The sequence below is a fragment of the Dyadobacter sp. 3J3 genome, from assembly GCF_009801115.1.
GTDB lineage: Bacteria > Bacteroidota > Bacteroidia > Cytophagales > Spirosomataceae > Dyadobacter.
On record NZ_VTOL01000008.1, the window covers coordinates 78,982 to 99,471 of the forward strand.

Consider the following 20,490-nt stretch of genomic DNA (forward strand, 5'->3'; position numbering starts at 1 on the left):
GTAACGCCTACATTTGGGGGCTCAAACTAATTAACCGTACTATCTCTCTTTGTTTATCTTTATATGAATCGTTCAATCATATATTTGTCCCTACCCCAGCCCCATTGCCTTAAACGCAGCATCAACTGGATCTGAATACACAACCAAGCTAAATTTGGAAATTAAATCTGCCGGAACTTTGCCAAGCTGAACCATGTCTACCACAGGTATCAATATTTTTTTTGCGCCGCTGTCTGCTGCAACTTGCAAATGTTCCCCCAGATTATCGGAGCCTATAATTGCTCCTCCTATACTCATTGACCCTAAAATAACCAGCTGCGAAAGCAATGGCCGCTCTGTAATCGAGGATATGATCGAAAGCAGGATTGCAAGTTCCAACCCTTTTGTATTACCAATTCCATTTAAATCTGATGCTTTCAAGTGGAATTCAAAATCACTGTACTTTGCGGTTTGTGTAACACGGTTCAAATTGGAACGAACGTAGTTCACTGCTTCTTTAAGTTCTTCCTTGATGGCCGTTCCGCCGCCAAATCCGGTATCACTGATTTTACCGTTTCCCGGCATTCGCTGAATATCCAACCGGAATAATCCCTTATGACCCGAATCAGCATTTTGTGCTACGGCATACACTGTGCCAGCTGGTAGGTCTCCTTCCGGAATCAATGACTTTCCACCACTTTCTGGCACACCTACAAAATGTTCTTCATTATCTTCCAGATCTATAAAGCTGAAATGGACATCGTAAAACTCCATCCCTCCTATCTTTTTCAATTGCTCTTTGATCCTTCTTCTCCCTACAAGAGCATATTCCAGGCATTTCCTAAGCTCGTCTTTGGTAAATTTACCATCTGGAAATAAGAGTTTCACCAAACCACTCACCGTACGCTTGACCGCAATGGAGTCTCTCTGGTTCAGATCTTTGCCCAAGCGGAAATATTGGCTGATAACATCTGAAAAGTTATGTTTACGTAACTCTCTGAGACATTCCGCGTAGTAATCAGATATGAATCCGTAGGCATTGGTGAAAAATTCTGGACGCATTTTGGGAACCTCCCAGCCCGGAAGGTAATGATGGAAGCGGTCAAAGAATGCTGAATCAATCATATCTTTTGGAAATGGAGCAAGTAGATGGCTGGTTTTTACCAGGTTCTCGATTGAGCCGTTGATGTTTCCAACAAATACCATGGATGCATCCGCATTGATACTTTCCTTACCTCTGCTGAACGATCCGTTGGCCATAAATCCTTTCATGATCTGGATACCGTCTTTATCCTTCATGCTGATACCCGACACTTCGTCAAAAGCGACCACATCCCACATCCCTACCAAACCCACCGTACGGCTGCTCATGTTGTAAAACAAATTGGCAACCGTTGTTTGCCCGCCAGAAATTAGAATAGAGTATGGAGAGATCTCATCATATACATAAGACTTCCCTGTCCCTCTTGGCCCCAGTTCACAGATATTATAATTCTTTTCAACAAAAGGAATCATGCGGGCAACCAGATGCCACTTGGTCTTTTCGTCCAGGTTGACAGGCTCCATGCCCACACTTCGGCAAATCACATCAATCCATTCTTCTAATGTAAAGTCTTTTCGATGCTGTAAAAATTCAGTAATGTCCGTCTCCGGCATTTGAATCGGTTTAAGCTCTACAATTTTGAAAGGGGAATCTTTGGAGTTTTCATCATACCAATATTCCAATGTGAGGATACACCAGATCCCGCCTGACAAAAGCTTTTCATATTTGCGGATATAACCGTCGTCAATGATTACGTTTTTCAGATTAATACTTGAAAGCCATCCATCATACCGGTCTGCTTTCTCATTTAATTTGGCAGAAACCTTATCTATGATCTTAAAACGGCCTTTTTCCTTAATTTTGGCTTTTATTTTTTCCGATTCATCCGGACGCACATAATTCTCAGAAAGTATCTTTTTTACCTTTTGAATACCATCCTGAATCGTAGCTTCATCATCCGTCGCACAATACATTCCGAGCAGGTATTCTAGTACATAAACCGGAACATTGGCTCCTTCCTTTATCTGTTTTGTTAAATCTTTCCTGACAACCTTACCAGTAAACGAGTCATTCAGCTTGCGGTCTAATGCATCCATCATTCTAATATTTTAAAATTCATCAAACTCACTGCTGAATGCAATCAGCATGCGGTAAGGAAAATTTCTGTATGTTTTAAACTGATTTGTTCCTTCTATTTGCTCTTCCAGTTTCAGCGAAACATCTTCTCCATTATGTTTTGACGCTTCCGGAGTAAAGAGAAATCCTTGCCTTTTTTCCCTTGCAATGGTATCATTATCTGTACTATTAAATAACAAAGTGACAATTGTTGAAAGCAATTTGTCAGATTTCGAGTAAAATCCGGCTCGTATTTGTCGGGACTGCACTTTATCGGCCACTGGTTGCTTTTGGTAAAAGTTAACAGCAAAATTATTGCTGGTGATATTAGACGACCCGCTGATGATGTCAACTTCCACCTGTTCAATATCACTTTTACGTGCTTTGTTAATTTCAAGTACTGGAATCACAATTTCCTGCAAGCTAGACCCGCCATGCACAAAACGGCTACCCGCTCCTTGGATTCGAATGCGGTTAATGGACTTTGGTATCAGCACTTCAGTGTCATCAGCCAATCCGATTTGACTACCCTTCCATTTTTGTACAGATGGGTGTTCAACCAAATCTTTTCCGATAACAAATCTCCTGCTGCTTTTATATACATTTCCTGCGGGTATGAAACTGGTAAAGTCCGTTTCATCCAGCCGGTTATGTTGGTACAAATAACCATGATCGGCCGTCAAGATCATGTTGTAACCATTCATATTATTGATATGCTTAATGATTTTAAACAAATAATCGAATTCGGTTGCGGTGGCTTCAAAAACTTTACTTTCTGAGGTCTTATCATCCCCTATTTTATCAATGTGGTTACTGTAAATGTATACCACATTATAAGGTTTAATAAATTCTCGACCATCTGTGTTCTTCATTTTTAGCAAATCTTCGGCACTTATAGCTATTGTACCTTCATGATTTTTTTGAAGGATCTTGATTCGATTGGCCAGTCCTTGCGTGCTAATACCATCTGCATATACTATTTCAGATGGTTCATTGTACGTCAGTGACTTGTGAGGTAGCAATGACGCCATGCCTAGCTGTGTATAAGAAGGCAAAGAACCCAAAATAGCATTAAGCGTTGCGGTGTAGCGATCTTGCTTCAATAGTATTTCCCTAAATTCCGCGGCGGACTCATAACGCAATGCGTCGGAAATAATGACAAATACGCGCTTATCTCTCCCATGATACGGAGTAATCCACTTTTGATAGAAATCTTTCTGCTGAATGGTTTTTTCAATACTCCACTCTTTCATACCATCAATGACTTTCTGCCAGTTATCCCCCAATGTTACCAAGAAGGAATTACCATAAGCTTTTTCCACTTGGCTGGTAAGATCTTTTAAAACGCTCTGGTGCTCCGCTTGTTCACTGCATAAAATGTAGTTCCGGTATAACCGGTCTATTCTGTACCATTGTTTTCCATATTTTTCAAAGCCATCTTTCGGATTGTCAATGCTCAGATCCATCTTTCGGATTTCATCCAGTAAGGTAGATGCATGACTTAATGCTTGGTAAACTTGCTGATAATCTGTGTAGAAAAATTTAACTTTCCTTTTTTCAATCCATTCCTGCAAGATGTAATTGGGCAGGGTGTTGTGGGTGATATGTTCTCTGGCTGCCAGTATGATTTTTTTGTCGATGACTGAATAGGTATCTGCACCCAATAAATTCTCTGCTACCAACGGACGGATCGAATCTTCAATTGAAAGGTCCTGTTCCAACTGTAAACTCCAATCATAAAAAACCCGGCTGGCTTTTATATTTTCTTTCCAGCGGTTTACAAACAAATAGGCATTTTTGTTTAATGTCGATTTACCTCCGGTTATACTACGCTCAAAATTATCCTGTATCAATTGCAGCAAGAAGTCCTTGATGGTGCGGCTCGGTGATTTATAGCCATACTTCGTTTCAACTTCTGTCCATAAATAGCTCCAAAGATTAAATTTTTCAATGGCTTTGTATTTATCCTGTACATTTTTCAGTTGCTCGCTAAACAAAACATATAATACTTTTTCCCATTCAGGTACACTGCCGCAAATAACGGCCAGCATTTTTAACCGTATTTTGCTTTCTCTATCGTCAGGTTCTAGTAAAACTTTGAGCTCATTAATCCGCTTTTCAACCTTGAAAAATTCTTCGTGCTCCTGAACAAGCGGTTTGAATTCCTGGGGCAGTTCCAGATCCTGCAAATAGAGCGACGATGCCTCTGTGTGAAATTCATAGTTGGATAAAAGAAGATCCAGTAACCAATTCTCACGCTCGTCGGCTGGTTTTTCCTTGGGTTGGTATAATAAAAACTTCTGTGTGGGCTGCTCGATTAATATCCTGTATTTGAGTCCAAATTCATTATTTTCTATTACTAGCTTCTGCACTTCCGGTATCATAAGACTCTCAAACAGCCCGGTCATTTCGGCTTTATCGTCGTACCAGAATACGAGCCGGTGCTGGTGAAATAGTTTCTCTAGCGCCGACTGCACTTTAGTATTTACAGCAAATAAATCTGTCATTATTCTTCCTCTTTTTCTAATCCTTTTATTAGTACCAAAACCGATTTAAACTTCTGATAGTTGACTTTTACGCCATCATCCAGATCCATGCTAATCTTTTGGGTGGCTAAGGTAAACAATGTTTTTTCGTACTCGCGGCAGTCTTTGAGAATGACATCTATTTTATCAATTTCCTTTTGTGCTGTGATTTTTTCGCGTGGAGCAATGTCTTCGCGTAATGATAACTGCGTTTGGGTTTGCCTGGCGGCTTCCAGTTTCGTTATAAAAGCTTGTAAGTAATCATTTAACAGCATACTACACAGATCCGGCTGGTAGCGGTGCATGTAAATAAGTGCTTTAAAATGCCCTTTGCCACTGCTGAACATCCAATAAATCGGCCGCTTTTTATACCGTTTGATATGGTCATTATAAAAATCCCTCACAAAGTATTTACGAATATCCTTGCCCAGCGTATCCTCTATAAACCGGAGATTTTCCTCGAAATGTTCTTCTCCAAATGCGGCTTTCAGAAATACTTTGAACCTGCCCACTACATCATCCGTAAACCATTCTCCATCCAGTACCGGAACGATGTTTTCTTCATCGGGCATGAAAGCGGGGTTGGGAATTTGTTGTAAAAAATCGGGTAAAGTATCTCCGGCATTGGCAAGGATCAGGCCAGGTTTATCTAAGCTGTAACGACCGAAAAGGTTGCCTACTGAGTAGGAAATAAAGTTTTGAATGCATTTTAATAAAATTTCTTCATCGTTGACTTGAATAATACCGTCAGCTGACTTCCATAAACCATATAGATTAATAGTAACTGAATCAGCAAGACCACTTTCATTAGGAATTGAGTATAAATTTGTAAAAGTCGAATTCAATTCCTTTTCACCATCATAAAGATTTTGAATGTGTGCAACTACACTTTTTACCTTATCAGAAAAATAATCTGAAATTGTTAAATTTTTTTCGACTAATTCTATTAGTCCTGTAAATTCATAATTTTCCTCCCAATATGTACTTTCTTCTTTGGCAATTTGAATATTAGTTTGGACTAAAGCTTCAATTTTAGATTTTATACCTTCTGTTGGGATCACAACTGGAATATTAGCGATATCCCCAACCTGAAAATTGATGGTCGGGTTTAACTTACTTAGCAGATAAGAACCAACAGCACTATTTATCAAGCCTAATAGCAACATTTCAATTTCTCTACTTACAAAGAGACCAGACCCCCCCACATCAAATAAATGACCTTCATAATACTTTCTTGCACAAAAACTTGTATTTCCAATTAAACTATACGTCAACCCTTGCTTAAAGTAAAAATCGGAATTTTGTGGCCTTGATCTTAACTTTCCTTTGGAATCAAAATTATGTTTAATTTGAAATCCATCATTTTCCCAATTAACAACGAATTGATTATTGCCATACCATTTCCGAAAATCTCCCCCTTTATTATAACAGTACCACTTATTTGTGGCCTGATTTGATATATATTGTTTTTTAAAAGAAACTTCTGACCAAAATCTGACGAATTGATCATTATCTGCCGTAGCTAACCCCTGTCGTGGCTTCGCTAATAAACCTATGGTTTTGTTATTTATAAAAATTTCCAGTAAGCTATCTGAAATTGAATATAAAATAGTATTGGACTGTACATTCTTAAACTTTTCAAAATCTTTTATAAGACAGTCATCTTCTTCTCGTTTCTTTTTAAAAAGAGATTCCTTATCCACACTATGTGAGTTTTTTATTGAATCTAAATCGAAACATATTGTAGTCCCATTATTTGTTTTATTCTGAATTTTAAATATAAATGAAACAGCTCTTGCAATTTGTGAATTCATAGAAGGGAAACTATTCCCGCCTACATGGACTAAACTTTTAAAAGAAAGATTTTCTAATGCCCATTTTCTTAATTCACTAAATGTTGAAATAAACATCCAACCATGTAAAGTAATCATTCCTGTTAAACCCATTTCATGAGTCAATGAAGAGCATCTCATTATGAATGCAGAAAATAAATCATTTGCACCCTCTGAATAATTAAAATCTAGCCAAGCCTTCAAATTATCATTCATATTCCTCGCACCTGTATACGGTGGATTCGTAACTACACAATGGTATTTCTTACTTAAAAACTCAGCCTGTAATTTCAATTTCAAAGGTTGTTCCTGCAAAAACAAATCGCCTTCCTTTGTTTCAATAGCCTTTATCTCTTCCGGTTCAATGGTAATTAATGAGCCAAAATTATCGGCTTGCGTAAGTTGGTAAAGGCTTAATTCATTATGAGTAACAATGCTTTTCCCATTAATAGTAACTGGTAATTTTACAGCTTGGCGGATGGTATCTTCCGTTACATTTTCAAGCGCAATCACATGTGGCTGTACGGGTTTTCGTAAAAAACGGGTATAATAGGCACGGGCTTTCATGGTTAAAGCAAAAGCGGCAAGCTGCGCTGCTCTTTCATCGATATCTATCCCAAAAAGGTTATTTTGTAATATCAGCGCAGGAATTTCATTGGTATTAAAGCCTTCTTCCTCATAAATCTTGGTAAACAAATCAAAGGCATATACCAAAACGTGTCCGCTTCCTTGGCAAGGATCCAGGAAAGTAATATCGGTTACGCCATTAATGCCTTCCGGCAATGGCGCAGGTGCATTTTCTTCGGGCGCCTCAATGTAATAAGGCATGTGTTCTCGCAGCTTGCTATCCGGCTTAAGTGTTAGCCAAAGTTTGCCAAGCGTGTTTTCCACCATATAACGCACAATCCAGCGTGGGGTAAATAGCTGCGTTGCGGCAGGAATATTTTCAGGCGTAATCTTTATCTTCTTTTTCAGTCCAGCAAAAACACTGTCTTTTTTATCAGCAATATAAAACTGGTAAAGCCAACCAATGATCTCTTCTTGTTTACAATCTTCGTCTGTCATTCCATTGCGGATGTCAGTTACAATACTGTATTCACTCAAAAGATCGTCCGGCAAAAGCAGTTCAGTATAATCACTAATGCGCTCAAACATAAAGGGCATTACCGTAAAAAGCTGGTTGCAAACTGCTATTAACAGCATTTTATAAGCTTCCGTATGTGCATCGGCAGTGGCAGTGCGGCCATCCAGTAAATCATCCAGCCGCTTCCGGTCCAGTTTTAGTTCTGGTTCAATGTGTCCGGCCAAGGCATTTTGCAATATCTCCGGGTTGCTCATACCTTCCAGCGGCGTTACCACTTTCGGTATCGTGTACCCATTGGCATCCATAAAGCGCAAAGCCATCAACCGGTTAAACCAAGTATACGCCACATTTTCTACCAGTTGCATACGGCCAACCTGCTCTATTTTTTTCCTAAGCTGTGCAATTTCCTTTTCTTTTCCACGTAGCCCGGCCGTATCCTGGCTCAGTACAAACTCCACTTTACGTTCAACCTGGTCAAGTAATTTTATGCGCGCTTCCTTTGCAAAGCGTTTGAGGGAGTTGGTATTCATTAAATTTTATAAAATTATTAAATGGCGCGATTTCTTTTTTCTAAAAAGGCTATAATTATTCCGCAATATGGTTTCATTTTCCCATCTTTATCTGGTGTTTTCCATTCTTCGATAATTTGTTGAATCACAGCCACTTTCCAATGTTTTTTATCCAATAACTCGATAATTCCTTTAAGAACACTGGTTCTGTTAGCCTTTAATCTCTTATTGTTTAAGCAAAGAATTTGATTGATATCTCTATCCCAATCTTCACGGTTAGATCTTATTGAACCATCCTTGGAACCATAGGTAATACTATTCTGTACATTTGGATCAAAAGGAGAAAAAGAGATTTCCTGGCTTTTTTTGGATTTATCACAATGATCGTTTCCATCTATACAGCCAGGACAACAAATGACCATATTGTCATAATCTAGCTGCTCATCACTATGAAACTCTCTTGATTTGATATGTTCAATTTTAGAAGTCTCAGAAAGATTAATGTCACGTTTACTTAGCGGAATTTCACGCATACAGTATGCACAAATATTCCCCTGTTCCTTAAGAAGAGCCTTTCTTAGTTTGGGTATTGGTTCGTATTCCTTAAATCCTTCTGTTTTCTTCTTAGCCGTCCACTCCCTCGGCTCTCTACCTTTCCTAATCGTGATCATTGGTGCCTGTTAAAAAGTTTAACATAGCTTCCGCTTTTGCCAGATCGGGAAGTTTGTCCCCCAAATCTGCTTTTAGCTCTTTCAGCTTTTGAGATGCCCTGGTATAATCCTCCTTATCAATGAAAGAGAATAGAATTTTAAGCCGATCGTCCACATCCTTAAATCGAGGAACAACATTTAATTCGGTTTCCAGAATAGTCGTTGCATCAAGACCATAGAGCTCAACTTCAGTCGCTGTGTAATCTTGTGTGGGGGAATATTCAAGCTTATAAATGATATTACAATCATCCGCTGGAATACCAGTCATCACCATGGGTGCATGAGAAGTAATGATAAATTGTAATCTCGGAAATGCATTCGTCAAACCTTTTACCACAACAGATTGCAGCGTCGGATGTAAATGCAAGTCAATTTCATCAATTAAGACAGTGCCCTCTGTTAGCTCATAAGCTGATTCTCCATAAATACCTTTGTTTAAAAGCAGGCATCTAAAAGCGATATCAATCACAATGTTTACCAATCTCATCAATCCGTCTGATAAATTATCGGTATCAACTTCCCGTCCATCAGAAAGCATATAATAAACCTTACTCTGATTATGCCGTATTTGAAGATCGCTTATGATATTGCAACCTTCTGATCCGAGGGCCTTTCTTAGGGCTCTGGTGACCCCATCAATTTCAATTCCGCCCTTATTTGCCTCTTTAAGAACCAAAAGGCGTTTAGTCCAGTAAGGAAGCAGTCCATCCCCTTGTAAACATTCATAATAACCGAAAGATGGCTTATGTTCATATCGAATGAAGGGAGAAGGAGACAATTTCCTGCTAGAATGAATATCTGCGGTTGAAAAATTAGCAAAAAGAGGTAAAGCTCCGCGGCGAGAATGTCCTTCAAAAACTTCCTTTTTTAGAGTTTTACCTTTCTCCGCAATTGGTTTAAGAGGCCCTTTTAAAGTGCGTCCCTTTTTGGAATGCCGTTCAAGCGTCGCTTCCGTACCCAAATTTTTAAAATTTACCTTTATAGGCAGTTCATCCGCCAACCCTGTTTCAGACTCATAAATCGTAAAATCGTCCTTTAAACCTACAAACTTTGTATTATCATCACTGAATCCAGTAAAAAACGAGCTTAAAACAGTACTTAGAGCACGAATAACAGTGGTTTTCCCACTGGAATTATCACCAATAAGCAAGTTCACCCTCTCCTTAAAAGCCAGATTCAGGTGTTTAAAACATCTGTAATTTATCAGTTCAATATTTTCTAAGTCACTTCTCATAAAGCAATTCGTTTGTCTTCATCAATTATACGATAATATTGTTCTTTCAGTGCTGTAAGGTAAGCTTCCACGTCTTGCCTGTTTTCCAACGCATGTTTAGAAAAGGTAATTTTCACATTTTCCTTCCTTATATATACAATCCTTGGAACGACTGGTTCCGGAACTGCCGAGCCTGACAAACTTACTGGCTTAGGCGGATTTGCCAGCCGGGTCATCCGGTCTAGTTGCTTTTGGTACACATCCGTAGTAATCCGGTAAGCCTTATTACGAATATTTCCGATGTACCTTTCCTTTTCAATTTCACTCAGACCTGCTTCGAAATCAGCCAGAATTTCTAACTGCTGCCTGCTGTCTAATTTCTCAAAATCTGCAAATGATTTTAACTTTTTAATACTTTCAGAGATTGCAAGTACGGCAGTCGCACGCTCTGTTATTTGCTGTTCTGAAACTTCCTTCTGTATCGAATCCAAAGTAGCCTTTGCTTCTTGCATCATTGCCCCTTTATATGGAACGGCGCTCTCGGCCACCATACGCAATTTCCCTATGTCGTCTCCGCTTATATAATCAAAATTGGCATTGTTACCTTCCAGATATTTCATTAAAGTTTCGAAAATGGCAAACTGCGGCCCCTTCATAAACTTTTTAACATCATCCAGCACGTTCTCCTTGTCATTCAGCAGTTCGTCCTCATACTGATCAAACGCTATAAAGAAATAAGGATGATCCTTCTCCCATACGTGCTTCAGCCGCCTAAGTGGTTCGTCTAGTGCTTCCAGGAATTTAAGCCGGTTTCTCTGTAAAAAATAGATATTTAGGTCATCAATCTCTGTTTTCAGGCGTTGCTTGAATAACCGCGAAACTTCTTTTGGTTCGTTTCCTAAGTTGGGCTCGTGAAAATATTCCTGGTAAAAATCTTTTACCTTTTTGATCTGACTGGACTGTATCTCCTCTTCCAGATCGATGATCGTGCTACTGTATTGGTTGTTTCGTTGCAAAGCAGCGAGTACACTTCTATCATCCAGGATGTTACCATCAAGCTTCAAACTTATTTTATTTCGTTTGAAAAGTTTAGCAATTATGCACAAAACAGCCACCTGATACCAGCCATAAGGACGCGCACCAAATGTATCAAGCAGACTTTTAATCGTCGTCCGTTCATGATTAACCTTATTACGCTGTACACGGCTCAAAACTTCAAGTTCTATTTCATGCAAGGCAGTCTGAAACAATACATCATCCTGGCTTTGAATGATCTTAGTTAAATGCGCCTCAGTAAAATCTACCGTAAGCATTTTCAGACTGGTAAAAATGGTTTTTATCAGCTGCTGAACCCCTTGTGTAATTTTGGTTCGCGGATCTTTGGTTGTAATATCTGCTAGCTCAGAGCCATTAAGATACATTTTGGCCTCGCCGATATACTCTCTTAACTGATTAACAATGGCTCTTTTTCTGTCATGATTTTGTTGGGCTTTTTCAGAAAGTATCCGGCTTTTTACCGTATCAGAACCATCTGTTGTCTGGAGATATATTTCAGTCTTACGAATCAGTTTTAAATCTGCTATCAGGCGACTGTCTTCTTTTAAAAAGATCACCAGATCATTGGGCCGCCCAATAGAGAACATGCTCACATTGGATGTAGACACGGAATTACTATTTAACGGCGTGATAAAATTTACGTAGAAATCTTTCTCACGGATTAATATCCGATCATCCAACTTCTTTCCGAATTCATACGGCTGATTATTGTTATCGAGTTTGACTTTTGAGTCCCTCAAAATATCGTCAAACAGATATCCTGACAGCAATTCGCCTACAGCAGAAGGATCGATTTCTGTGCTCTTGATTTCGTCTTCAATATCCTTTTCCTGATTGGTCAGGTATTCGTAAAAGTTACCCGCTGTCCTTTGAATATAGGTTTCATTTTCCAGCAAATTCAGAGCTTCCTGGATTTTGACATGGAATGCAGCAATATCTACATCAAACTTCGGCAATAAAAGGATAGCTATGTTCCCCAAAGATGCGTGAAAACCCTTGATGTATTTGACTAAAAATAATGCTTTCAGGATATCCTTTGCTAGTTCGGAATCGACGCTCCTACCTGCCTGAAGAATATCGCTTTGGATCTTGCTTTGCAGCACATCCTTTATTCCTTCATACATGTGTGCAAAGGAAACCAGAAATGAAATGTCCTTTTCTGCATAGCTTTTGGCCACCTGCTGAAACACGCCCAGCATAGAACGTTCACCGACTGACTGTTGGCTGCCTATGAATGCATTATGATCCGACAATGCCCTAATAGAAGCCTGAAATAAATCGAATTGATAAGGGATAAATGGATAGGTACTAACAAAATGGTCTGAATTACGGTATTTCTGATAGGTCCTGGAACTATCACCAAATGTTAGTAAGGTCTTTACATTATGTTGTTCCTTGTCATAAATGCCAGATAACAATATCCCCGATTGGTCATTTTTAAGCAGTAATCTTTTCTGGATTACTTCATCCGCATTTGCGCTGGTTAAGGGTATTTTGATTTCAAATCGCCCTTGAATTCGCGAAAAATCGTGAGCCTGTGTGGCATTCATGTCTCCGATGGTCGCATTAAGATCATTCTGCGATGTAACAATCATAAACGATTGCCCATCGGTTTTAAATGAAAGCGTTTCGGCAATCGTTTGAAGGCTTAGCATCAATCGTACATTTCCCGCTATGAACTGCCCGACCTCATCGACGCAAAAAACAAGCCGAAATCCAGGTGGTTGGGCTTGAATGTAATTTAATATCAGATCACCGAATCCGTTAATATCAAGCTTGTAGTTATTGATCAAATTATCAATATACCTATTGGCGTCGTCAGCTGTAATAGACTTTATTTCGGCAAATACATCTGCTATTTCATCTTGATTAAGTAATGCTGCCTTTCTGCCTGCTTCCCATGTTTTCAAAAAGCGTTTTTCATACTGGGATTTAAAATACGTGTATTGCCCGATACTATCTAAATGCCTTTCAATTTCTGCTATTTCGGGATACACAGGATCATATCCGAGCAGTTCGTTAAACACTTTAAGAAAAATACTCAAAACTGGGTCCGTATCGGCACCCATGCTGGTTACACCATCAGATTTTGCAGCAATATTGAAAAGAATGGCTTGTGTCGGAATCTTCGCAGCCTTTTTAATATTATGTTCAAACTCAAAATCATCTACTTTTTTTGCGAATAAGTCTGCACATTTATCGTCACCAATTTCTTTATTCTCCAAAACGAGAGACAACATCTTTAGCAAGTGAGATTTCCCAGATCCAAAATATCCAGATATCCATACACTGCTCTTAAAATCCTTTCCTCCCAAATCGGCAAACAAACCAGGCAACATTTTGTTCCTGTTAGCCTTGCCCATCAACTCGTCAGTCAATACATATTCATCTAGTTCATTAAGTAAATGCCTGTCGTCATTGGCCTTAATAACTCCCTCAATCGGGCGGTTGATATCTTTGAAATATAATTCCTTTTGCTTCATTTCAGATTTGGTATTCATTAAGATTATGCGCCCGATAATAGTTGTCGTCTTTGATCAGGTTAAAGAGGGTTAATGATCTATTGTTATACTCACCTGCAAAAAACATAACCAAGGGCAAGTCATCTACAAGGGTTTCTAAATTATTTAATATGCTGTGAGAGCGTATGACGGGAAAAGCAGCTTCAATACCAGTAATAAAAATGATCTTTGCCGATGTTTCTGCCAATCTTTTGTGAATTTCAGGAATGACCACTGAATCTATATTTAAAGGTCCGCTCAAATTTTTCAGTAACCGCCTCTTTGGCATTCTACTTTCCTGCTCCACCACTTTATCAAAGTAACCCTCCCTTTGTAGAATATCAATAATAGTTTTATATAGATTCACTTCACAAATTTCTATTCCGAAATTTTGTAATCTTTTGACTAAAAATGGCACGCTATGGGTCACCTCAGTCAATTTATCGACAGGATATGAATGAATAAAGAATGGCAATTCCCCACCCAATCCCTCCTTGCGTAAAAACCTTTGACTTGAAAGAATCGAGTATAGATTCTCAAAATTCTGAGATGTGTTATATTTCTTTGTTCTAGACATTTTTATAATTACTTGCTAACACTCTTATCTCATCATTTGAAAAAAGAAAACAGTTAAGTAAAAACGGATCATCTTCTACAATTGCTTGAACCGCATAATTACTTAGAGCAGGCTTAAGGATAACCGGAATTTTGGTATTTGAGAATAAATAAACCTCTTCCAATATTCTAAAAATAACCTGTTTGATCTTTTTCTTGGTGGAGTCAGTCAAATTTTCCAATTCCGAGTGAAAAAGAACCTTCGAGTTAAAAAATTTTATGTAGTCTATGTCATGCAAAGGCTTATCAAAAACTAAATACTTATTACGAACCACTTCAACGATAAAATCCTTTAAAAAATGATAGGTTTTAACCAAACCTAGTAAAATCATTGCCCGCACATCATCGGAGCTCCCATTGACGAGCAAACTTAATTGCCCATCAGTAAGCAGCATTACTCTCTTTTTAACCTCTGTGAATTCTCGCTTTATCGTCGCCTCTTTAACTTTGTTCAATAAATTCTTATTCATAACCGACTCCCTAACTAGGGTCCAGTCCCTCAACCTATCATACTCCTCACTAATGACCAGTGTCTCAGGAATCAATGCAGATGCAGCAGTGAATGAAAATGAATATTTTTTGTAGTCTACCACCTCTGAAAATACTTATTAACTAAAATGTAACTGGTCTTGCTTGTAGAGACTTTATCTCTTCACATGCGGCTGACAAAATATCTTGAGCATACAATTCATTAACCAACTGATTAGCAACATAATGACTCATAAATTTAATTATTAACTCCTTTTCATCCAGATGAAAAGTTGTTGCAATTATGGGTAGCACTTGCCTATTCACTGGTCTTTCACCCCTTTCGAGTTTACTTAGTGTGCTTTGGTCAATGTCCATTATCGCCGCTAATTTCCTCAGAGGCATCCGGGTCTCCTCACGTAGTTGCCTAATATACTCACCAAAGCTACTCATGCCCATTTAGAAATTTTTTGTCTTGACATAATTGTCAAATATAAAATAAGAATTCGAAAGTATTGTATTGTGGAAGTAAATATGAAGCAAGGAATCAAAAACAATAAAACATAGAAGAAAATGCTATCAAATATGGTACTAGTAGCAATATAATTTTCACATCAGCTCTTTAAAGAAGCAACCATGAATCAACATTCAAATGAAATCACCAAGAAAATTATCCAGTTGAAAAGATCAAACGGAATCAAACCAGAGCAAATGGCTTCCGTACTGGAAATATCAGCGGAACAATACAAAAAACGGGAACGAGGGACCGGGGAGATTACATTATCACATATCTTCCGGATTGCAGAAATTTTCAACATTCAAGCCGGAAGCCTTTTTGACGAGGGCGAGCGCGTAGCTCACATCACTGCTTTTAAACGGCCTTCCATTCTCATCCGAAAACTCAAAATGGACAAACCACTTCCTATAAATCGCCTGCGCTGTCTCTTCCAGCTTCTGTATCAGTTTCTGGTTAAGCGCTATATGTAATTTGGCGAACGTTGTTCGCCATTTGTTTTGCCCCGAAAGGCCGGACCTTATTGGCACTTTTGGGATACAGATGCATCGTTATTGTCAATAGTGTTCATTGTATGTTCTATAAATTTTTATTCGGCCTCCAACGAAATATTTGTTATCGGTAAAGTGCTTGTCAGTAACGATCACATCTTTGCAGAAATAATTCGAAATTTATCCTGAATGCTGATGCCTTCAATAATTCCGGAAGTAGCTGGGTCACTTACACTATAAATCAAATAGTTGAACCCTGGCTGCTTTTTATCATCATAATACTATTTCTTTGCTGTCTTTTGGCATTTTAACAGCCTGTTCAAGTAAATTCGAAAAAAGTAAACACACGCACGAAGTCGGTCCTGAGCATGTCGAACATGTGGATTCTCGCAAAGCGGCATCTCCCGGAACTGCTGACAAGGAGCACAGTCACGACATTGCCACGGGCGGAGTTAGCCATGAAAAGTCGCAGGCAGATACGACTCCTAACAGCCACCATAGGCCATAATAGAACTTAAATCGTACTAAAAACTCATCTTACTTATATGAACTATAAAAAATCGTTTCTCTTAGGCCTATCATTGCTTCTCAGCATGGTCGCCGTTAGCGCCTTCGCCCATGTTGTAGATGAAAAAACAAAATCATTTCTGATGGGCAATGACGGTTCGGCATTTGTTCCGTTCCTATACATTGGGGCTAAACATATGATAACCGGTTACGACCACATTCTATTTTTAGTTGGAGTTATCTTTTTTCTTTACAAGCCTAAAGACATCCTGATCTATGTTAGTTTTTTTACGATTGGGCACAGCCTGACACTGCTGCTGGGAGTCCTTGGAAACATTTCGATCAATGCCTACCTGATCGATGCGATCATTGCCTTTTCCATTGTTTACAAAGGCTTTGATAATCTGGGGGGCTTTAAGAAAATCTTTGGATTCCAGCCAAATACAGGAGCGGCTGTTTTGATCTTTGGGTTGTTTCACGGGTTTGGGCTAGCCAGTAAACTCCAGGATTTCAACATTGGGAAAAAAGGGCTAGTCACCAACCTGATCGGGTTTAACATCGGCGTTGAGATCGGGCAGTTCTTTGCTCTGATTTTAGTTCTTTTGATTATCAGCGCGTGGCGGTACAGTGATAGTTTCAAACGGTTCTCCACCGTAACCAATACGCTTTTGATAGTTGCCGGCTTCCTTTTGATCGGCTATCAGCTGACAGGATATTTTTCACAATAAAATCTAACACTCATGATCGATAATAATCCACCACTTCTAGAAACCAAACAAATCGTCAAAGCTACAATCTTCGCACTCCTACTGGGAGGTGTGCTTTTTGTGACTGCGGTGCTACCCGCCGAATATGGATCAGATCCGCTGAGAACCGGAAAGTTACTGGGATTCAGTCGCCTTTATCAACCCTATGCACCTGTCCTGATTGCAGGGGCTGAAACAGGTGGATCGAAATCCTATCCAGTTCTAAAACTCGAAGAGCTTGGATCAGGGCCGAATGTCCCTGTTCCAAAAGAGGTTTACAATCCTGCGCCTTCCAAACAATTTCAGATGCGCCAGGACAGTGTTACCATCCGCGTACCGGCTGGTAAAGGGCTAGAATACAAAATGAATATGCTAAAATATGGGGCAGTAAAATACGAATGGGTCACTGATAAAGGTGTTCTTTACTTTGATTTTCACGGAGAACCTACACAAGCGAATCCAGGAAAAGATGAATATTTTGAAAGCTATACGGCGGCTTACTCCAACAACATGATTGGCACTTTATTGGCTCCTTTTGAAGGTCGTCATGGCTGGTATTTCAAAAATAAGACGGATACCGAAATTGTTGTCAGCCTTCGTATTAAGGGACAGTATATGCTTGATTCCAAGTAGTCAATTTAAAAATATAGGGGGAATGTGCGTTACCCATTCCCCCTGCACATACTTGATAACCCTTTTGCCCTGATGTAGTATTTCGAATGGCTAACATTCATAACCTGCTTCCCGTTTTTAAAAACCTTAAATCCGACTTGGTGATTTCAGACGAGCCATTGTCTTCGATTCGCATGAGCATGTCTAATTTGCCAGCGACTCTTTCCGTTTCGACTAGTATCTGGGATTCGGAAGGTATTCATTTAAGGATACCTCAAAGATAAAAATTGGGATTAATTGGATACGCTGGTGGAAAGGTTTTTAGAAGATTGATAAATGAACAAAAGGGAAAGAAAATCCCTCTCCCATTTGTTCAAACTGTAAGCTCAGTCCCCTGAAATACCGTATTGTCCTGCAAATACGTTCATCCTCTCCTCAATCTGAGTAATACAGTTTAGTAAGTATAAGATAACATCAATGTCTAACGATTCCTTTTGTAATTCTAAAATGGACTTTTTTAAATCCTTGACGTGCCGGATCAAATTTGGAACCAAACTTTTTGTGAGCACAAGTTCATTAATGTTGTAATTAGCTTTTTGGATAGCCGTTCTCAACTCGGCTGCCATTTCCAAAAATTCTTTGCTTACCAGCACATCATATTCGGTTCGTTTCGCTATTAACAACAAACTGCCTGTCATTTTCAATAAGTTTGTCATCGCTGCCCTTACTTCAGGATCTATCGGTTTAGATAATGTTATGGCTTCTCTATCCAACAGCTTTTCCCGGAGGAAAACACCAAAGTCCACTAGATAACCTTTGTGCTCCCTCCGAAGCTGCTCTACCTCCAATGGTGTTAACATCAGAGTCACGTTGTGCCTTCGTTCTTCTTCTGGCAACCTGGGCCTTCCGCCCTTTTTTCGAAATTTCTTTTGTTCCATAATTATTTACAATGAGCCGTAGGGCGAATTGACTCCCAAAGGGCAAGCGGTTTTCCCGTGGACAGAATATGCATAGCGATATTATGACCATGGGAAAACATAGCTTGCTACTTAAGGAAATCCCAAGAAATTAGAATTGTATCGAAATCGCCCGATTCCGGTCGAAAATGTTAGAAAAATATTGAATTGATTTGAAAACGATTAAAAAAAGCACAAATGGGATGAAAATTTGACTCCCGCCTACTTTCTGCCTAATGGAATCAGTATTTGGCCGGATTTACCATCCTTTACATATTCCTTCCCGATCAGAATATTGCCTGATTCTAGATCCGCCAAAGTTAAAGCCAGGCATAATTGCTCCCCATGTTCTACCACTTGTCCGTATTGCATCAGTCGTGCATAAATGGGTGCATTCTGATAATCTTCTATGATTTGTTTACGAACAGTATATTCCCTGGTAGTGGTGCTATACCATAAAACCATGACTGATATTATAGTCCCCATGGCTGCAAACGGAATTGATAGCCCTAAGCCGAATCTTAGCGCCTCCTGATTATTACGAAAATTTATCTGGCTTACCTTACCCTTAATGTTCTCAGATGCTTCTTCAATTGAGCTGATTGATGCATTCATCTGGCCGGCAAAAAGCATGAACTGCTGGCTGATTTCTGTCATGACCATAGCAGACCAGTCATCCATCTCAATTCCATATTTTGCGGAGAACTGACCTTTAAGCCTTACCATTTGCTCTTTGCTAATTTTACTCATGACCAAAATTCTCTTTAAGTTCTTTTTTCATACGAATCCTTGCACCCGGTGAATAGTCACTAAGTGAATATCCCCTCCGAATGCCGTCTAACACTTGTCCTCCAAGTAATGTTGATGGCTCAAAGTCTCCAAATCGCTTATAGAGCAAGCCCATTCTTTTACAATTATCTGCCAACTCTGCTGACAGTGCCGGAAATTGATTGAAACTTGTGATGTTCTCCCAAACGATAATTTTAAATTCATCATTCAAAACAGATACGATCTTTTGGAGATAATCGACAGATGCTTTGTATGCTCCACCACCGCCGATGACAACATTAAATACAACTTCAAAGTTAAGCTCATCACAGAATTCACGAAATGGAATATCTCTTTGGATGAGCGCCGGAATTTGCTCAGATTCCGGAGCCCCAAAGTCCATGAATATCCTTTCGAAAGGACTTTCAGCCAGACTTTCCATATATCCCAGGAATTTATCCCGAACTAGAACATCCCGGTTATCCAACAAAGAAATTGTTTCCAGTCTTTCTGCGCCCAGAAATTTAAGTTGCCGTGTAGATGTCTGCGTGGAGCTGTCCACGTCGACAAAAAGCGAATGTTCATCAGGCACTGATAAGGCACGGCAATAAGTATGAAAACTCTTTCCTACCCCACCCTTAGATTGCAGGGTAAATTCTATAATACGACTCATTGTTTTGAAAATTTAGATTTTATTATTTGATTTTGACTAGTGTCCAATTCGTCTGGATCAGTCCATTGAACCAATGATCCCGATGGTTTCAATTCTTCGACCCTTTTCCCAGCAGTTACCATTGGCGAACGAATTCTGTTAGCGGCTTTAACCTTACCGTGGAAATAGAACCTACAGTAGTTAATATCCTCAATTGAAACAAGGTCAGGCATACCCAAATCATCATTGATCGACTGAGCGATAAATAGTGATGATAATCCAGGCTCAAAGTAATATTGATAAAGACTGTAAAGTATTTTCCTGCGTTTTCTGTCCTTCTTCTCAAAAAGACGGATTAAAATCTCGTTATTCATAGCGTTTAATTTTGCTTACAACTCACTGTAAATCAATTATTTAAAACAGGTTTTACGTAAAAGTGTTTATATTACGAAAAATGGTGCTACTACACCTACTACTTACTACACTGCTTCCTATCTTATTGAAAATCAATACGATATACTCATTTTCAAAAATATGGTTCTTACTACATATAAAATCTTCTTACTTCATTGTTATTTGGATCACCTTTGTAGT

At 39.1% G+C, this 20,490-nt stretch carries 17 protein-coding genes; 4 read left to right on the forward strand and 13 right to left on the reverse strand.

Annotated elements, in window-relative coordinates:
- Positions 1 to 90: 90 nt before the first annotated feature.
- The 9 genes from brxL to FZF08_RS32335 form a co-directional block, all read right to left on the reverse strand.
- Positions 91 to 2,121, reverse strand: coding sequence for a protease Lon-related BREX system protein BrxL (gene brxL / locus FZF08_RS17820; protein WP_159471204.1), 2,031 nt, complete (start codon positions 2,119 to 2,121; stop codon positions 91 to 93).
- A 9-nt stretch (positions 2,122 to 2,130) separates the two neighbouring features.
- Positions 2,131 to 4,644 (reverse strand): BREX-1 system phosphatase PglZ type A, encoded by a 2,514-nt coding sequence (gene pglZ, locus FZF08_RS17825; RefSeq protein WP_159471206.1) that lies wholly within the window; start codon positions 4,642 to 4,644, stop codon positions 2,131 to 2,133.
- Positions 4,644 to 8,036 (reverse strand): BREX-1 system adenine-specific DNA-methyltransferase PglX, encoded by a 3,393-nt coding sequence (gene pglX / locus FZF08_RS17830; protein ID WP_159471208.1) that lies wholly within the window; start codon positions 8,034 to 8,036, stop codon positions 4,644 to 4,646. Before pglX ends, pglZ begins: the two co-directional genes overlap by 1 nt.
- A gap of 89 nt (positions 8,037 to 8,125) precedes the next feature.
- On the reverse strand, positions 8,126 to 8,758 hold the full coding sequence (locus FZF08_RS17835; RefSeq protein ID WP_159471210.1) for a hypothetical protein: 633 nt from the start codon (positions 8,756 to 8,758) through the stop codon (positions 8,126 to 8,128).
- On the reverse strand, positions 8,745 to 10,031 hold the full coding sequence (locus FZF08_RS17840; protein ID WP_159471212.1) for an AAA family ATPase: 1,287 nt from the start codon (positions 10,029 to 10,031) through the stop codon (positions 8,745 to 8,747). Before FZF08_RS17840 ends, FZF08_RS17835 begins: the two co-directional genes overlap by 14 nt.
- On the reverse strand, positions 10,028 to 13,567 hold the full coding sequence (gene brxC / locus FZF08_RS17845) for a BREX system P-loop protein BrxC (protein ID WP_159471214.1): 3,540 nt from the start codon (positions 13,565 to 13,567) through the stop codon (positions 10,028 to 10,030). Before brxC ends, FZF08_RS17840 begins: the two co-directional genes overlap by 4 nt.
- On the reverse strand, positions 13,551 to 14,144 hold the full coding sequence (locus tag FZF08_RS17850; protein ID WP_159471216.1) for a DUF1788 domain-containing protein: 594 nt from the start codon (positions 14,142 to 14,144) through the stop codon (positions 13,551 to 13,553). Before FZF08_RS17850 ends, brxC begins: the two co-directional genes overlap by 17 nt.
- Complete coding sequence (locus tag FZF08_RS17855; RefSeq protein ID WP_159471218.1) at positions 14,137 to 14,775, reverse strand: DUF1819 family protein; 639 nt, start codon at positions 14,773 to 14,775, stop codon at positions 14,137 to 14,139. The genes FZF08_RS17850 and FZF08_RS17855 overlap by 8 nt, the downstream gene beginning before the upstream one ends.
- Positions 14,776 to 14,794: 19 nt before the next feature.
- On the reverse strand, positions 14,795 to 15,109 hold the full coding sequence (locus FZF08_RS32335) for a helix-turn-helix transcriptional regulator (RefSeq protein ID WP_159471220.1): 315 nt from the start codon (positions 15,107 to 15,109) through the stop codon (positions 14,795 to 14,797).
- Positions 15,110 to 15,286: 177 nt separating this feature from the next.
- Between FZF08_RS32335 and FZF08_RS17865 the strand changes: the two genes are divergently transcribed.
- The 4 genes from FZF08_RS17865 to FZF08_RS17875 all read left to right on the forward strand — a co-directional run bounded on the left by FZF08_RS17865 (position 15,287) and on the right by FZF08_RS17875 (position 17,541).
- Positions 15,287 to 15,637, forward strand: coding sequence for a helix-turn-helix domain-containing protein (locus FZF08_RS17865; protein WP_159471222.1), 351 nt, complete (start codon positions 15,287 to 15,289; stop codon positions 15,635 to 15,637).
- Positions 15,638 to 16,034: 397 nt separating this feature from the next.
- On the forward strand, positions 16,035 to 16,163 hold the full coding sequence (locus tag FZF08_RS32060; RefSeq protein ID WP_255463645.1) for a hypothetical protein: 129 nt from the start codon (positions 16,035 to 16,037) through the stop codon (positions 16,161 to 16,163).
- 37 nt (positions 16,164 to 16,200) lie between these two features.
- A complete protein-coding gene (locus FZF08_RS17870) occupies positions 16,201 to 16,890 on the forward strand; it encodes a HupE/UreJ family protein (protein ID WP_159471224.1) in 690 nt (229 codons plus the stop codon).
- Positions 16,891 to 16,902: 12 nt separating this feature from the next.
- Positions 16,903 to 17,541 carry a hypothetical protein gene (locus tag FZF08_RS17875; protein ID WP_159471226.1) on the forward strand — a complete coding sequence of 213 codons (639 nt, stop codon included), beginning with the start codon at positions 16,903 to 16,905 and terminating at the stop codon, positions 17,539 to 17,541.
- A 365-nt stretch (positions 17,542 to 17,906) separates the two neighbouring features.
- On the opposite strand, the gene FZF08_RS17880 is transcribed toward FZF08_RS17875, so the two are convergent.
- From FZF08_RS17880 to FZF08_RS17895, 4 genes are all read right to left on the reverse strand, one after another.
- Positions 17,907 to 18,458 carry a hypothetical protein gene (locus tag FZF08_RS17880; protein WP_159471228.1) on the reverse strand — a complete coding sequence of 184 codons (552 nt, stop codon included), beginning with the start codon at positions 18,456 to 18,458 and terminating at the stop codon, positions 17,907 to 17,909.
- Between the two features lie 240 nt (positions 18,459 to 18,698).
- A complete protein-coding gene (locus FZF08_RS17885) occupies positions 18,699 to 19,226 on the reverse strand; it encodes a hypothetical protein (protein ID WP_159471230.1) in 528 nt (175 codons plus the stop codon).
- Entirely contained in the window at positions 19,219 to 19,917 is a 699-nt protein-coding gene (locus FZF08_RS17890) for a hypothetical protein (protein WP_159471231.1), read from the reverse strand. The genes FZF08_RS17885 and FZF08_RS17890 overlap by 8 nt, the downstream gene beginning before the upstream one ends.
- Positions 19,914 to 20,270 carry a hypothetical protein gene (locus FZF08_RS17895; RefSeq protein WP_159471232.1) on the reverse strand — a complete coding sequence of 119 codons (357 nt, stop codon included), beginning with the start codon at positions 20,268 to 20,270 and terminating at the stop codon, positions 19,914 to 19,916. Before FZF08_RS17895 ends, FZF08_RS17890 begins: the two co-directional genes overlap by 4 nt.
- Between the last annotated feature and the right edge of the window lie 220 nt (positions 20,271 to 20,490).

Excerpts from the sequence above, each read along its gene's own strand:
- FZF08_RS17885 (WP_159471230.1), bottom strand. The coding sequence starts at position 19,226 with ATGAGTAAAATTAGCAAAGAGCAAATGGTAAGGCTTAAAGGTCAGTTC.
- FZF08_RS17895 (WP_159471232.1), bottom strand. The coding sequence starts at position 20,270 with ATGAATAACGAGATTTTAATCCGTCTTTTTGAGAAGAAGGACAGAAAA.
- brxC (WP_159471214.1), bottom strand. The coding sequence starts at position 13,567 with ATGAATACCAAATCTGAAATGAAGCAAAAGGAATTATATTTCAAAGAT.
- FZF08_RS17865 (WP_159471222.1), top strand. The coding sequence starts at position 15,287 with ATGAATCAACATTCAAATGAAATCACCAAGAAAATTATCCAGTTGAAA.
- brxL (WP_159471204.1), bottom strand. The coding sequence starts at position 2,121 with ATGATGGATGCATTAGACCGCAAGCTGAATGACTCGTTTACTGGTAAG.
- FZF08_RS17835 (WP_159471210.1), bottom strand. The coding sequence starts at position 8,758 with ATGATCACGATTAGGAAAGGTAGAGAGCCGAGGGAGTGGACGGCTAAG.
- pglZ (WP_159471206.1), bottom strand. The coding sequence starts at position 4,644 with ATGACAGATTTATTTGCTGTAAATACTAAAGTGCAGTCGGCGCTAGAG.
- FZF08_RS17875 (WP_159471226.1), top strand. The coding sequence starts at position 16,903 with ATGATCGATAATAATCCACCACTTCTAGAAACCAAACAAATCGTCAAA.
- FZF08_RS17840 (WP_159471212.1), bottom strand. The coding sequence starts at position 10,031 with ATGAGAAGTGACTTAGAAAATATTGAACTGATAAATTACAGATGTTTT.
- FZF08_RS17850 (WP_159471216.1), bottom strand. The coding sequence starts at position 14,144 with ATGTCTAGAACAAAGAAATATAACACATCTCAGAATTTTGAGAATCTA.
- FZF08_RS17880 (WP_159471228.1), bottom strand. The coding sequence starts at position 18,458 with ATGGAACAAAAGAAATTTCGAAAAAAGGGCGGAAGGCCCAGGTTGCCA.
- FZF08_RS17870 (WP_159471224.1), top strand. The coding sequence starts at position 16,201 with ATGAACTATAAAAAATCGTTTCTCTTAGGCCTATCATTGCTTCTCAGC.
- FZF08_RS17890 (WP_159471231.1), bottom strand. The coding sequence starts at position 19,917 with ATGAGTCGTATTATAGAATTTACCCTGCAATCTAAGGGTGGGGTAGGA.
- FZF08_RS32335 (WP_159471220.1), bottom strand. The coding sequence starts at position 15,109 with ATGGGCATGAGTAGCTTTGGTGAGTATATTAGGCAACTACGTGAGGAG.